The following is a 14474-nucleotide window of genomic DNA, read 5'->3' on the forward strand; positions in this document are numbered from 1 at the left end:
CCCTCTCCCCGGGGGGAAAGGGTCTTTCACCCTCAGCGCGGCTTCACCGCCAGCATCCGTTCCACCGAGCGGCGGGCGGCGGCGGCGAGGTCCGGGTCGATCTCCACCCGCGGCTCCAGGGTTTCCAGCGCGGTCAGGATGTTCGCCAGCGTGATCTTCTTCATGTGCGGGCACAGGTTGCAGGGGCGCACGAACTCCACGTCCGGCACCGCCGCGGCCACGTTGTCGCTCATGGAACACTCGGTCACCATCAGCACCCGGCGCGGGCGCTCGGCGGTGACGTAATCCACCATGCGGGCGGTGGAGCCGACGAAATCCGCCGCGTCCAGCACGTCGGGCGGGCATTCCGGGTGGGCGATGACGGTCAACTCGTCGAAACGCCCACGGAACTCGCGGATCTCGTCGCCGGTAAAGCGCTCGTGCACCTCGCACCGGCCCGACCACGGGATGATCTCCGTCTTCGTCTGGGTGGCGACATAGGCGGCCAGGAAACGGTCGGGCAGGAACAGCACCCGCGGCACGTTCAGCGATTCCACCACCTCCACCGCGTTGCCGGAGGTGCAGCAGATGTCCACCTCCGCCTTCACCGCGGCGGACGTGTTGACATAGGCCACCACCGGCACGCCGGGATAGCGCAGCCGCAGATCCCGCACGTCCTGGGGCGTGATGGACTCGGCCAGCGAACAGCCGGCCCCGGTGTCGGGAATCAGCACCGTGCGCGACGGGTTCATCAGCTTGGCCGTCTCGGCCATGAAATGGACGCCGGCCACCACGATCACCCCGGCGTCCGTCTCGGCGGCGCGGCGGGCCAGCGCCAGGCTGTCGCCCACGATGTCGGCCACGCCGTGGAAGATCTCGGGCGCCATGTAGTTGTGGGCGAGGATCACCGCGTTGCGCTGTTCCTTCAGCCGGTTGATGGCATGGACCAGCGGCGCGTGGAACGGCCATTCCACCGCGGGCATCACCCGCTTCAGCCGTTCGTAGACGGGGGCCGTCGCCTCGGCGATGGCGGGGGTATAGGCGTGACCACCGGCGTCGGGCATGGCGCGCTCCTTTTATGCTCGTAACGAGACTATGACTCTATGCTCGATGTGAGCATATATGCGGCACGCCCCGGTGCAAGGAAAAAATCGGGGGTGTGACGTTCTGTGGGGCGCCCGTCTCGTTCGATAACAAAGCATCTGGGCTTTGCACCGGGCGGGCTTTCGTGGTTGTCTTCTCCCCGGATAATCAGCCGGTGTGCGGGGGGAGGCGGCGGTGACGGCAGGGGTGATGAAGCCGGCGGGACGGGCGGCGGCACTGCTGGCCTCGGCCGCCCTTCTGTGGGGCCAGCCCGCCGCGGCCCAGATCGTCACCGACGGCACCGTGGGGGCGGTCACCACCCTGGCCGGTCCCAACACCACCATCGGTGCGGCCCTGGGCACGCAAAAGGGCGGCAACCTGTTCCATTCCTTTTCCGCCTTTTCCGTGCCCGCGGGGGGCAGCGCCCTGTTCGCCGGGCCGGCCAGCGTGCGCAACGTGGTGGCCCGCGTCACCGGCGGGCAGGCCAGCGCCATCGACGGCACGCTGGGCACCACCATCGCCGGGGCCAACCTGTTCCTGCTGAACCCGGCGGGCATCCGGTTCGGCAGCGGCGCCAGCCTGTCGCTCAGCGGCAGCTTCCACGCCTCCACCGCCGACGGGCTGATCTTCGCCGACGGGGCGCGGTATCAGGCGCGCACCCCGTCCGGCTCCACCCTGACGGTGGCGGCGCCGGCGGCCTTCGGCTTTGCGGGGGCGAACCCCGGCGCCATCACCGTCACCGGCGGCACGCTGGCCGTGGGCACGGGCAAGGCGCTGTCGCTGGTGGGCGGCGGCGTGACACTGGACACTGCCGCCCGGGTCTCCGCCCCCGCCGGCACCCTGACCATCGCCGCCATGGGCGGCAGCGGCACCCTGTCCCTGTCGGACCCGCTGGCGTCCACCGCCGCGCGCAGCGGCGCCGTCGTGGTCAGGAACGGCGCCACCGCCTCCACCAACGGCAACGGCGGCGGGGCGGTGCGCATCACCGGCGGGCGGCTGACCGTCACCGGCAGCGGCGTGATCAGCGCCAACAACACCGGGGCCAGGGACGCCGCCGCCGGGGTGGCGGTGGGGGTGACCGACGTGGTGGTGTCCGACGCCGGCCAGATCACCGCGCACGCCGCCGGCAGCGGGCGGGCCGGCACCATCGCCATCGACACCGGCGGCACCGATCCCGCGACGGGCGGCACGGTGCAGGTGCTGGGCGACGGACGCACCGTCAACACGCTGGTCGCCGCCCGCGCGCTGCGCGGATCAACGGCGCGGGCCGGCACGATCACCGTGCGGGCCGGCGCCGTCACCATCACCTATGGCGGGCAGATGACCACGTCGAGCCTGTCCACCGGCGATGCGGGCGAAATCGCCATCACCGCCGGACGCACCGTGCTGTCGCACCAGGAATCGGGCTATGCCACCGGCACCGGCCTGTTCAGCCTGGCCCCCAGCATGACCGGCGGGGCGGCGGGGTCGATCACCGTCAACGGCGGCACGCTGGAGCTGTACGGCGGGGCGCAGGTCAGCACCCGCTCGGGCGGGCCGGGCCGGGCCGGCATCATCGAGGTGACGGTGGACCGGCTGCTGGTGCACGGCCACATCGGCGTGGACAGCTCCATGATCACCAGCCAGGGCACCGGATCGGGCGACGGCGGCACCATCACCATCAAGGCCGACAGCATCGCGCTGATCGACGGCGGGCGCATCACCAGCAACGCGCGCGGCACCGGCAACGGCGGCACCATCACCGTCACCGCCCGCACCATCGAGATGGCCCAGGGCAGCGAGGACGTGCAGACCGGCATCGGCAGCCGCGCCAACCCCGGTTCCAGCGGCGACGGCGGCACCATCGCGGTCACCGCCGGCAGCCTGAGCATCGCATCGGGCGCGCGCATCACCACCAGCACGGCGGGGGCGGGCAGCGCCGGCACCATCCGCGTCACCGCCGACACCATCCGCCTGGACGGCACCGGCCAGCCGGCGGGCAGCATCACCGGCATCGCCTCGTCCGCCGAATCGTCCGACACCGCCGGGGCCGGCGGCGCCATCACCGTCACCGCCCGCGACATGACCATCGCCAACGGCGCCACCGTGCAGGCGTCGAGCTTCGGCAGCGGGGCGGCGGGCGACATCACCGTCACCGCCAGCCACCGCCTGACCATCGCCGGCGGCACCATCGCCACCGCCACCACCCGGTCGGACGGGGGCAACATCACCATCGACGGCGGCGGCCTGACCCACATGTCGGGCGGCCAGATCACCACTAGCGTGGCCGGCGGGGCCGGCAACGGCGGCAACATCACCGCCACGGCCAAGACCGTGGTGCTCAATCACGCCACCATCTCGGCCAATGCCTGGGGCGGCCGCGGCGGCAACATCACCGTCACCGCCGACACCATTATGGCGTCCCCCGACACGCGGGCGGAAGCGTCGTCGCGTCTGGGCGTGTCGGGCGTGGTGGTGGTGCAGGGGGCGGAGGGTACCGCCGGCCTGTCGGTGGTGCCGCTGGAAACCAACTATGTGGACGCCGCCGGGCTGCTGCGGTCCACCTGCGCCACCCGCGCCGGCGACAGCCGGTCCAGCACCTTCACCGGCACCGGGCGCGGCGGCCTTGCCCCCTCCCCCGACGGGCCGCAGTTGGCGGGGGCGGAAACCCGTGGCGCCGCGCGCGTGGCGTGCGCGCCATGAGGACGGCGCTGATCCTGGCCGCCGCCCTGCTGGCCGCCGCCCCCACCCGCGCCGCCACGCTCCAGCAGGCCGAGGCCCAGGCCCGCCAGGGTTTCCTGACCCGCGCGGCGGAGGAATACCGCGCGGTCCTGGCCGATCCCTCGGTGTCGGACCGGGAACGGGCCGCGGCGCATCTGGGGCTGGGCAACACCCTGCTGCGCACCGGCGCGCGGGCGGAGGCGCGGCAGACCCTGGATGCCGCCGCCCGCTTCGCCGACACCCGCGCCGCCGCCCTCATCGGCCTGGGCGTGCTGGAGGGGGCGGAGGGGCGCACGGGCGACGCGCGCATCCGCTTCACCACCGCCATGGACACCGCCGCCGCCGCGGGCCAGCCGCTGACCGCGGCCCAGGCCGCCATCAACGCCGCCCGCACCCTGTCCGACGGCGCCCGCCCATGGCTGGAACGGGCGTCATCCCATCTGGACAAGGCCCCCGACGGCCCCGGCGCCGTGCTGGCACGGGTGGCGCTGGGACGCGGCTGGGCACGGCTGCCCGACAGCCTGCCCGCCGCCCGCGCGGCCTACGCCCACGCCGCCGCCCTGGCCGAGCGGCTGGGCGACCGCCGGGGCGAGTCCTTTGCCTGGGGCTACATGGGCCAGCTTTACGAGCACACCGGCCAGCGGGCCGAGGCGCAGGAGCTGACCCGCCGGGCCATCGCCGCCGCCGTGGCCGCCGACGCGCCCGACAGCCTGTATCTCTGGCACTGGCAGGCGGGGCGGCTGGCCACCGGCGAGGCCGAGGCCGCCGCCGCCTTCGAACGCGCGGTGACGGTGCTGGACGGGGTGCGCGCCGACCTGACCGCCGACGCCCCCGGTGGCGAGGACGTGTTCCGCGACCGGGTGGAGCCGGTCTACCGCGGCTACGCCGACCGGCTGCTGCGCACCGCCCGCCCCGGCGACCCCGCCCCCCTCATCCGCGCCCGCGCGGTGATGGAGCAGATGAAGGCCGCCGAACTTGAGGATTATTTCAAGGACGACTGCGTGGCGGCCCTGGATTCCCGCAGCCGCCCCATCGACCGGGTGGCGGAACGGACGGCGGCGCTCTACCCCATCCTTTTGCCCGACCGGCTGGAAATGCTGGTGTCCATCGGCGACGGCATCCGGCGGGTGACGGTGCCGGTGAACCGCCGCACCCTGACCAATGCGGTGGACGATTTCCGCCGCCTGCTGGAGAAACGCTCCACCCATCAGTACATGGACCGCGCCCGCGAACTGTACGGCTGGCTGATCCGCCCGCTGGAAGCGGATCTGGCCGCCGCCGGCATCGACACGCTGGTGATCGTGCCCGACGGGCCGCTGCGCACCATCCCGCTGGCAGCCCTCCACGACGGCACCGGCTTCCTGGCCGCGCGCTACGCGGTGACCGTGGCCCCCGGCCTGACCCTGACCGACCCGCGCCCGCTGGCCCGCGACCGCGCCGGCATGCTGCTGGCCGGCGTCAGCGACGGCGTGCAGGGCTATGCCCCCCTGCCCCATGTGGAGGAGGAGACGGAACGGCTGTCGCGCCTGTTCCCGGCGCGGGTGCTGCTGAACGGCGATTTCACCGCCGCCCGGCTGGCGGGGGAGCTGCGCCGCACCCCCTACAACCTCGTCCACATCGCCTCTCACGGAGAGGTGCGGGGGGAGCACGCCCAAAGCTTCCTGCTGACCCACGACGGGCGGCTGACCCTGGACAGGCTGGAGGCGCTGGTGCGGCTGGGCCGGTTCCGCCCGGACCCGGTGGAGCTGCTGGTGCTGTCCGCCTGCCAGACCGCGGCGGGGGACGAGCGCGCCGCCCTGGGGCTGGCCGGTGTGGCCATCAAGGCGGGGGCGCGCAGCGCGCTGGCCAGCCTGTGGTCGGTCAGCGACGAGGCGTCGGCCCAGTTGATGGAAGATTTCTACGCCCACCTGCGCACCGAGGGGCTGAGCAAGGCCGAAGCCCTGCGCCGCGCCCAGGCCGCCCTGATCGCCAACCCCCGTTACCGCCATCCGTTCTATTGGTCGGCGTTCGTGCTGATCGGCAACTGGCTGTAACACCGCCCGGCACCCGATTCAGGATTTGAGCGCGCGTGTATATCATGGTATGTTGCGCATCCTGACGTAACCATTACCCAGGGCCGATGCCATGATCCCGCGCTTTGCCGTTGCGCGCCTAGCTTCCTTGGCTGCCGCCGCCCTGGTGATCCAGACCGCCATGCCCGCCGCCGGCCAGCCGATGCCGTCGTCCACCGTAGCCCGAGTCGTCACCGGCACCGCCCCGGCGGGGCTGCAGACCACGGCGGATGCACCCGCCCGGCCCATCGTCTACCGCCAGAATCCCCGCGGCACCCCCGGCACCCGCATCATCGGCCAGACCCGCGGCACCGGCACCGTGCCGTTGCTGACAACCCTGGCGCCGTTCGACACCGGGGAAACCACGCTGGCCCAGCCGACGCTGTACTGGTTCGTGTCGCGCCCGGTGAACGCCATGGTCGAAGTGACCATCGTGGAAGAGGCGACCCAGAAAACCGTGCTGGAGGTCACCACCGAAGGGCCGGTGGAGCCGGGCATCTGGGCCTTTCCGCTGGGCGTCCACCGCATCGCCCTGGTGCCCGACGTGGAATACCGCTGGTCGGTGGCGCTGGTGCGCGACCAGAACCGCCGGTCGCTGGACCTGTTCGCCAGCGGCACCATCCTGCGCGTCAACCTGCCGCCGCACCTGACGGCCCAGCTCAACAAGGTCGGGCCGTCGGACATGCCCTATTTCCTGGCCAGCGCCGGGCTGTGGTACGACGCGCTGACCATGCTGTCGGTGCAGATCGCCAACAACCCCCGCGACCGCACCTTGCGCGAGATCCGCGCCAGCCTGCTGGAGCAGGTCGGGCTGAGCGAAGCCGCGGCGTTCGACCGGGTGCTGTAGCCTCGATCTTGCCCCGCAAGGTCCGGCGGCAATTCTTCGTGCGCCCGCGGGGCGCGCGCCGGGCCGGTCTTGTCGCGTCAGCCCCCCCGCAACGGCCATCCGATCCGGCGCCCCATCGGCGGCGGCCCGGCTTCTTTCTTGCTCCGTGCATCGCCAGAACAAAAACAAGATGAAATATGATTGTTTCTAATGAATATTAAGAAGCGAAACACTTTGTTTGACCACGTTCGATTTCAAACCCCAACAATGACGGAGCAATCCGCCAATACAAGGGGTGTGTTATGGGATACAATCTTGTTCAATCTGCGTGGCTTCTTGGAATTGCGTCCAACGCCGCCTCCAGCATCCCGGTGCCGTCCACCGTTTCGGATGGACAGGACTTTCTTCAGCAAAATCTGGCGCTTTACCTGAACGGCGACCCGCAATATCCCAACGCCCCCTTCCCCGGGTTTCTGTCGCTCTTCAACACGCAGGTCGAGACTGGCCCGTGGGACATCGTGTGGGGGCCGTGCGTGTATCTGGCCCCCGGCTGCAACGAGGCGACCAACGCCATGTTCGTGGCCAAAACCACCGACACCAGCGTGACGCCGAACGTCTCCACCTATGTGGTCGCCATCGCCGCCACCAACCCGGCGTCGCTGTACGATTGGATCGACGAGGACGCGCAGGTGGAAGCGAGCCTGATGGTTCCCTGGCCCCTGCCCAAGCCCTACACCTATGTTCACGTCTCCCACCCGGTGGTGGACGCGGGCTCGCCGTTCATTTCGGCGGGCACGGCGCTGGGGATCAGCAACCTGCTGAACAACGTCAAGCCCGCGGGCGGCCCCGGCATCGCCGATTTTCTGGCGCAGGCGGCCAATCCCAACGACACGGTGATCTTCGCCGGCCACAGCCTGGCCGGGGCGCTGACGCCGACGCTGGCCTTCCATCTCTACCCCGACGGGGCCGCCGGCAGCGGGTGGAAGCAGGTTCTGGTGCTGCCCACCGCCGGGGCCACGCCCGGCAATGGCGCGCCCGGCCTGCTCGACAAGAACCCCACGGCGTTCTCGCAGCTCTTCACCAGGAACTTTCCGCAGATCAGCACCGGGTTCTCGCCCTACACCGCCTGGAACACCGACTACGCCAATCAGGCCGACGTGGTGCCCCACGCCTGGAACCAGTTGGGTGACTTCATGCCGGTGCTGAACGGCACGGTGTTCTCCAACCCCTGGGGCGTTCTTTCCGCGTCCATGGCCGCGTCCATGGCCGCGATGCTGACGACGGCGGAGGGGCTGGCGCTGGGCGGCTTTTACGAGAACCTGCCCCAGATCACCTTTCCCCCGCCCGGCCAGATGTATTCCTGGACCCTGAACCAGCAGACCGGCCAGTACGGCTACCCGCCGGCGGCCGTGGACGCCCCGGTCTACACGGCCGCCAACCCGCTGAGCACCCAGGCCGATTTCGGCTCCGCCCTGAAGGTCAACCACGTCGAGGCCTATTATTTCTTCTTCGGCGTGCTGCCGCCGCCGCGGATGCCGCCGACCGGGCTGGTGCCGGTGCCGCTGGAAACCGACGGCGGCACGCCGGCCCCCAAGCCCAGCCGCAAGGATCTGGTGCTCCACGCGGCCCGGCTGTCGGCCTGACGGCGGGCGTGTCTGTGCCGGGGCGGCGGTCCTCCCGCCCCGGTGCGCGTCCGGTGACGGGGGCGGCGGCGTGTGGTGGATGCAAAGTGGGGGTGCGTGCGAATCAGGGCTTGACCCGTCGCGGCTTTCCCCGGCAACTCCCATATCTTCACCCAACCGCCATCTGACCGTTTGCCGGACAAAAGAGGACTGCGCCCGATGACCGACACCCAACGCCCCCGCCCCGTCGTGCTGTGCGTTCTGGACGGGTGGGGCTACCGCGAGGAGCGTGAGGACAACGCCATCGCGCAGGGCGACACGCCCGTGTGGGACCGCCTGTGGGGCACGGAGCCGAAGGCGTTCCTGGATGCGTCGGAGGAGGAGGTCGGGCTGCCCAAGGGCCAGATGGGCAATTCCGAGGTGGGGCACATGAACCTCGGCGCCGGGCGCATCGTCATGCAGGATCTGGTGATGATCGACCACGCCATCGTCGAGGGCGAGTTCGAGCGCAACGCCGCCCTGGGCGCTCTGGTCAAGGCGCTCCAGGCCAGCGGCGGGCGCTGCCACCTGATGGGGCTGCTGTCGCCGGGTGGGGTGCATTCGCACCAGGACCACATCGCCGCCCTGGCCGCCACCCTGTCGCGCGAGGGCATCCCGGTTGAGGTGCACGCCTTCACCGACGGGCGCGACGTGCCGCCCGACAGCGCCAAGGATCAGGTGGCGGAATTCCTGGCCGACGTCCACGATCTGCCCGGCGTGACCGTGGCGACCGTCATCGGGCGCTATTACGCCATGGACCGCGACAAGCGCTGGGACCGCGTGTCCAAGGCGTACGCCGCCATGGTGGCGGGTACGGCGGACCATGCCGCCCCCGACGCCGTGGCCGCGGTGGAACAGAGCTACGCCGCCGGCACCATGGATGAATTCATCCTGCCCACCATCATCGGCGGCTACGCCGGCATGAAGGACGGCGATGCCATCCTGATGGCCAATTTCCGCGCCGACCGCGCGCGTGAGATCCTGATGGCCCTGCTGGACCCGGCCTTCGACGGGTTCGAGCGCGGGACCGTGGTGAAATTCGCCGCCGCCGTCGGCATGGTGGAGTATTCCTCGGCGCTGAACCCGCTGATGACCGCCGTCTTCCCGCCCAAGTCCATCACCCGCGTGCTGGGCGAGGTGGTGGCGGACGCCGGCCTGAAGCAGCTCCGCATCGCCGAGACCGAGAAGTACCCGCACGTCACCTTCTTCTTCAACGGGGGCGAGGAGCGGCAGTATCCCGGCGAGGACCGCATCCTGGTGCCCTCGCCCAAGGTCGCCACCTATGACCTGCAGCCCGAGATGTCGGCGGCGGAGGTGACGGACAAGGTGACCGCCGCCATCGATTCCGGCGCCTACGATCTGGTGGTGATCAACTACGCCAACCCCGACATGGTGGGCCACACCGGCATGCTGGACGCCGCGGTCAAGGCGGTGAAGGCGGTGGACACCAGCCTGGGCCGGCTGGAGGACGCGGTGCGCCGCGCCGGCGGCACCCTGATCGTCACCGCCGACCACGGCAATTGCGAGCTGATGAAGGATCCCGAGACCGGCGGCCCCCACACCGCCCACACGCTGGACAAGGTGCCGGTGCTGCTGGTCAACGGCCCGGCGGATGCCCGCCTGCGCAACGGCCGTCTGGCCGACGTGGCGCCGACCATCCTGGCGCTGATGGGGCTGGAGCAGCCGGCGGAAATGACCGGCGCCAGCCTGATCGGCGGGGCCGGTGCCGCCACGCGCGAGGCCGCTGAGTGACACCGGACCGTGCAGCGGGGAACCCGTTTCCCCGCCGCTTGTCCGCCGCCGTCCCGAGCACCTTGACGGCGGTGCTGCTGGTGTGTTCCGGCGGGGCGGGATGGGCGCAGGATGCCCCCCGCCCGGCCATCGCCCGCGAAAAGCCCATCCCCGCCCCGTCGGCCCAAGACCTGGCCCGGCTGCGGCTCCAGCTTGTCCGGCTGGCCGAGCAGGAGCGCGCCCAGGACGCCGAACTCGCCGCCCTGGAGGCCATGGCCGCCCCGTTGGAGGCGGAGGAACGCGCCCTGTCCGCCCAATTGGAGGAAGGCCGCGCCCGGATCGGGCGCCTGCTGGCGGCCTTGCAGCGCCTGTCGCGCCTGCCGCCCGAAACCGCGCTCGCCCGCCCCGACGCGCCCCTGGACACCCTGCGCTCGGCCCTGATGCTGCGGGAAATGGTGCCGGTGCTGCGCCAGCGCAGCGAGGCGCTGGCCCAATCGCTCCAGCATCTGGCCGACACCCGCCAGCGGCTGGACGAGCAGCGCGCCCGCATCACCGCCGCCCGCAGCACCCTGGCCGACCGCCGCCGCACCATCGACGAGGCGCTGAAGCGCCGCGATGCCCTGCCCCGCCCCGGTGAGGACGAGCGCCGCGCGCTCGCCCAGCAGATGGCCCGGCTGGGCAGCGGTGCCGGCGACCTGCCCCAGTTGATGGACCGGATGGAGGCGGGGCGCCACGCCGCCGCCGCCGCTGCCGCCCGCCGCGAGGCCGAACGGGCGGAGGAGGAACGCCGGCTGGCCGCCCTGCGCGACGCACCGCCGCCGCAGCCCGCCCCCGCCGATGCGGTTCCTTCCGACACCGCCGACGCGCCGCTGGTGGCCTCCCTGCCCCTGCCGGCCCTGCCGCCGCCGGACACGCCGCCCAGCGTCTTGCGCGGGGGTCTGCGCCTGCCGGTGGGGGGGCGCACCGTTATTGCGTATGGGGCGCCGGATCATACGGGCAATCCCAGCCGGGGCATCACCATTGCCGCCCACCCCGGCGCCACCATCACCGCACCGTTCGCGGGAACGGTCATGTTCGCCGGACCGTTTCGGAATTATGGGCAAATCTTGATCGTCGAACATGGCAATGGATATCATAGCCTGATCGCCGGTCTGGGCCGCATCGACACGGCCGTCGGCACGCATGTCGCCGCCGGGGAACCCATCGGTCGGACGCTTTCCCCTTCCGACGAAAGCGCCGAAGTGTATTTCGAATTGAGACGCCACGGTCAGCCCACCAACCCGGCCAACGGGTTCGGTGGGCCGGAGGGGAAAGGACAAGGGTAGATGAGGATGATCAAGCGGGCCGCCGGCGCTGCGGCGCTGGTGTTCCTGGGTGCCGGAGTCGCCACCGTGCTGGCTCAGTCCAACACGTCGGAAACATACCGCCAGCTCAACCTGTTCGGCGACGTGTTCGAGCGCGTGCGCGCCGAATACGTGGAGCAGGTCACCGACGAACAGTTGATCGAATCGGCGATCAACGGAATGCTGACCTCGCTCGACCCCCATTCCAGCTACCTGAACCGGAAGAATTTCCAGGACATGCAGGTGCAGACCCGCGGCGAGTTCGGCGGGCTGGGGATCGAGGTCACCATGGAGAACGGCGCCATCAAGGTGGTGTCGCCCATCGACGACACCCCCGCCTTCCGCGCCGGGATGCAGCCGGGCGACTTCATCACCCACCTGAACGGCGAGGCGGTCAGCGGCCTGTCGCTGAACGAGGCGGTGGACAAGATGCGCGGCCCCGCCGGGTCGGAGATCAAGGTCACCGTCCGGCGCGGCGAAGCCGGCGAGCCGATCGAGATGGCCATCACCCGCGCCGTCATCAAGGTGCAGTCGGTGCGGTTCCGCACCGAGGGCGACATCGGCTATGTGCGCATCACCAGCTTCAACGAGCAGACCCAGACCGGGCTGGAAAAGGCCATCACCACCATCCAGCAGGAAAAGGGTGCCGCGCTGAAGGGCTTCGTGCTCGACCTGCGCAACAACCCCGGCGGCCTGCTGGATCAGGCGGTGTCCGTCTCCGACACCTTCCTGGACAAGGGCGAGATCGTCTCCACCCGCGGGCGCAAGAGCGAAGAGGGCACCCGCTTCAACGCCAAGCCCGGCGACATGGCCAAGGGCCTGCCCGTGGTGGTGCTGATCAACGGCGGCTCGGCCTCGGCCTCGGAAATCGTGGCCGGCGCGCTCCAGGATCACAAGCGCGCCATCATCATGGGCACCCAGTCGTTCGGCAAGGGGTCGGTGCAGACCATCATCCCGCTGCCCGGCCACGGGGCCATGCGCCTGACCACCGCCCGCTACTACACCCCCTCGGGCCGGTCGATCCAGCAGTTGGGCATCACCCCGGATCTGGAGGTGCACCAGGCCAAGGTGGAGGACATCGACCAGGCCGCCCGGCGGCGCGAATCCGACCTGCGCGGGGCGTTGCGCAACGATACCGTCAGCGGCACCAAGCCCGCCCCGGCCACCACCCAGCCGCCGGCCCCGAACGGGGACGCTCCCGCCGAACCGGGCAACGGTGCCGCGGTCAATGACAACAAGCCGCCCTTCGATTATCAGTTGTCCCGTGCGGTGGACCTGCTGCGCGGCATCGCGCTGTATCAGGCCCGCAGCACCGGCAACTGACCGGCGCCGCACCGATCGGGAAAGGAAGCACGGGGACGTGACGTGAACGCCGCCGCCCTGCTGGGACGTCTGAAGGTCAACCCGCTGAGCCGGTTTTCGCGCAAGGCGGGGAAGGCCCCCCCGCGCTTCGCCGGGGACGACGGCGCGCCCCGGCGGCCCAAGCCCGTCGCCCTGATGGCCGCCGCCGGGGCGGTGATCGCCGCCCTGGGCGGCATCGCCGGGTGGGCCGCCCTGTTCGGCGGCCACGCGGCGGAACAATGGTCGGCGGCGGTGCCCGCGGTCACGGTGACCGTGGCCGCTCCGCCACCCCCGCCCGCCCCAGCCCCGCCGCCCGCCGCCGTGGCTCCTCCCCCCGCCATGGCCGCCCCGGCCAACGGGGGGGGCACGGGCGGTGCCGTTCCGACCGCCCCCACCGCCGAATTCCCCCTGGCCCCCGCCCCCGCCATGGGGCTGGTGGAGGACAGCCGCTTCGGCCCCCTGCCCCGCACGGCCGACGACGGACGCAAGCCGTGGCAGGTCTATGCCCGGCCCTATCCCCCCGCCGACAAACGCCCCCGCATCGCCATCGTCATCGCCGACATGGGGCTGTCGGGGGTGACCACCATGAACGGGCTGCAAAAGCTGCCCGCCGCCGTCACCCTGTCGTTCGTCCCCTATGCCGAGCGGCTGGACAGTTGGATCGAGCGTGCCCGCACCAAGGGGCACGAGGTGATGATGTCGATCCCCATGGAGCCGGTGTCCTTCCCCCGCGACGATCCCGGCCCCAACGCGCTCCTGTCGGGCATGAGCCTGGACCGGCTGATCGAACGGCTGAACACGTCGCTGGGCAAGGGGATCGGCTATGTCGGCATCACCACCACCACCGGCAGCAAATTCACCACCAAGGCCGAGGTGATGACCCCCGTCATCGACGCGGTGAAGCAGCGCGGCCTGCTGTTCCTCGATGCCAAGGTGGCGCCGCGCAGCGTCGGCGCCTCCATGGCCGAGGCGGCGGGCGTCCCGCGGGCGTGGGTGGACAAGGTGATCGACCGCGATCTCGCCCGCGGTTCCATCGACGACCAGTTGAAGGAGCTGGAGACCATCGCCCGCACGCAGGGGGCTGCGGTGGGGCTGGGTTTCCCCTATCCTTCCACCATCGAACGCATCAACCTGTGGGTCACCGGGCTGCAGGACCGCGGGATTGCGCTGGTCCCGGTGTCGGCGGTGGTCAACATGCAAAAGGGCAACGGCGGATGAGCCGCACCAAGATCGACCGGGAAACGCTCCCCTACCGCCCCTGCGTGGGCATCATGCTCCTCAACCGCAAGGGCGAGGTCTTCGTCGCCCGCCGCTTCGACACCAAGGACGCCTGGCAGATGCCCCAGGGCGGCATCGACGACGGCGAAACCATCGAGCAGGCCGCCTTCCGCGAACTGGAAGAGGAAATCGGCACCAACCGCATGGAGATCCTGGCCGTCTCCGCCGAAAAGCTGCGCTACGACCTGCCCGACCATCTGCTGGGCAAGGTGTGGAAGGGGCGCTGGCGCGGCCAGGAGCAGGTGTGGATCGCAGCCCTGTTCACCGGCAAGGACAAAGACATCGACCTCGACACCAAGCACCCCGAATTCGACGCCTGGAAATGGATGCCGGCGGACCAGTTGGTGGACCAGATCGTGCCGTTCAAGCGCGCGGTGTACGAGGCCGTGCTGGCGGAGTTCGCCGGGGTGATCAAGGCCCTGAAATAAGAAAGGGAGGAGGCTTCGCCTCCTCCCTTGCCCCTTCTCCACCAAAGGCCGGG

At 70.9% G+C, this 14474-nt stretch carries 10 protein-coding genes; 9 read left to right on the top strand and 1 reads right to left on the bottom strand.

From position 1 onward, the window contains the following. Positions 1-32: 32 nt before the first annotated feature. Entirely contained in the window at positions 33-1043 is a 1011-nt protein-coding gene (gene nadA / locus M2352_RS01400; protein ID WP_264662728.1) for a quinolinate synthase NadA, read from the bottom strand. A gap of 214 nt (positions 1044-1257) precedes the next feature. Between nadA and M2352_RS01405 the strand changes: the two genes are divergently transcribed. The 9 genes from M2352_RS01405 to M2352_RS01445 all read left to right on the top strand — a co-directional run bounded on the left by M2352_RS01405 (position 1258) and on the right by M2352_RS01445 (position 14421). Continuing rightward, positions 1258-3744: a two-partner secretion domain-containing protein gene (locus tag M2352_RS01405; protein WP_264662729.1), complete on the top strand. Its 2487-nt coding sequence runs from the start codon at positions 1258-1260 to the stop codon at positions 3742-3744. Next, complete coding sequence (locus M2352_RS01410) at positions 3741-5795, top strand: CHAT domain-containing protein (protein WP_264662730.1); 2055 nt, start codon at positions 3741-3743, stop codon at positions 5793-5795. The genes M2352_RS01405 and M2352_RS01410 overlap by 4 nt, the downstream gene beginning before the upstream one ends. 91 nt (positions 5796-5886) lie before the next feature. Further along, complete coding sequence (locus tag M2352_RS01415; RefSeq protein WP_264662731.1) at positions 5887-6660, top strand: DUF928 domain-containing protein; 774 nt, start codon at positions 5887-5889, stop codon at positions 6658-6660. Positions 6661-7010: 350 nt separating this feature from the next. Beyond that, positions 7011-8282, top strand: a complete 1272-nt coding sequence (locus M2352_RS01420) for a hypothetical protein (RefSeq protein ID WP_264662732.1) — start codon at positions 7011-7013, stop codon at positions 8280-8282. 198 nt (positions 8283-8480) lie between these two features. Continuing rightward, positions 8481-10052, top strand: a complete 1572-nt coding sequence (gpmI, locus tag M2352_RS01425; RefSeq protein WP_264662733.1) for a 2,3-bisphosphoglycerate-independent phosphoglycerate mutase — start codon at positions 8481-8483, stop codon at positions 10050-10052. Then, a complete protein-coding gene (locus tag M2352_RS01430) occupies positions 10049-11356 on the top strand; it encodes a murein hydrolase activator EnvC family protein (RefSeq protein ID WP_264662734.1) in 1308 nt (435 codons plus the stop codon). Before gpmI ends, M2352_RS01430 begins: the two co-directional genes overlap by 4 nt. Continuing rightward, complete coding sequence (locus tag M2352_RS01435) at positions 11357-12697, top strand: S41 family peptidase (RefSeq protein WP_264662735.1); 1341 nt, start codon at positions 11357-11359, stop codon at positions 12695-12697. Between the two features lie 42 nt (positions 12698-12739). Continuing rightward, positions 12740-13933, top strand: a complete 1194-nt coding sequence (locus M2352_RS01440; protein WP_264662737.1) for a divergent polysaccharide deacetylase family protein — start codon at positions 12740-12742, stop codon at positions 13931-13933. Beyond that, complete coding sequence (locus tag M2352_RS01445; protein WP_264662738.1) at positions 13930-14421, top strand: RNA pyrophosphohydrolase; 492 nt, start codon at positions 13930-13932, stop codon at positions 14419-14421. Before M2352_RS01440 ends, M2352_RS01445 begins: the two co-directional genes overlap by 4 nt. The last annotated feature ends 53 nt before the right edge of the window (positions 14422-14474 follow it).

It is taken from the genome of Azospirillum fermentarium, assembly GCF_025961205.1.
GTDB lineage: Bacteria > Pseudomonadota > Alphaproteobacteria > Azospirillales > Azospirillaceae > Azospirillum > Azospirillum fermentarium.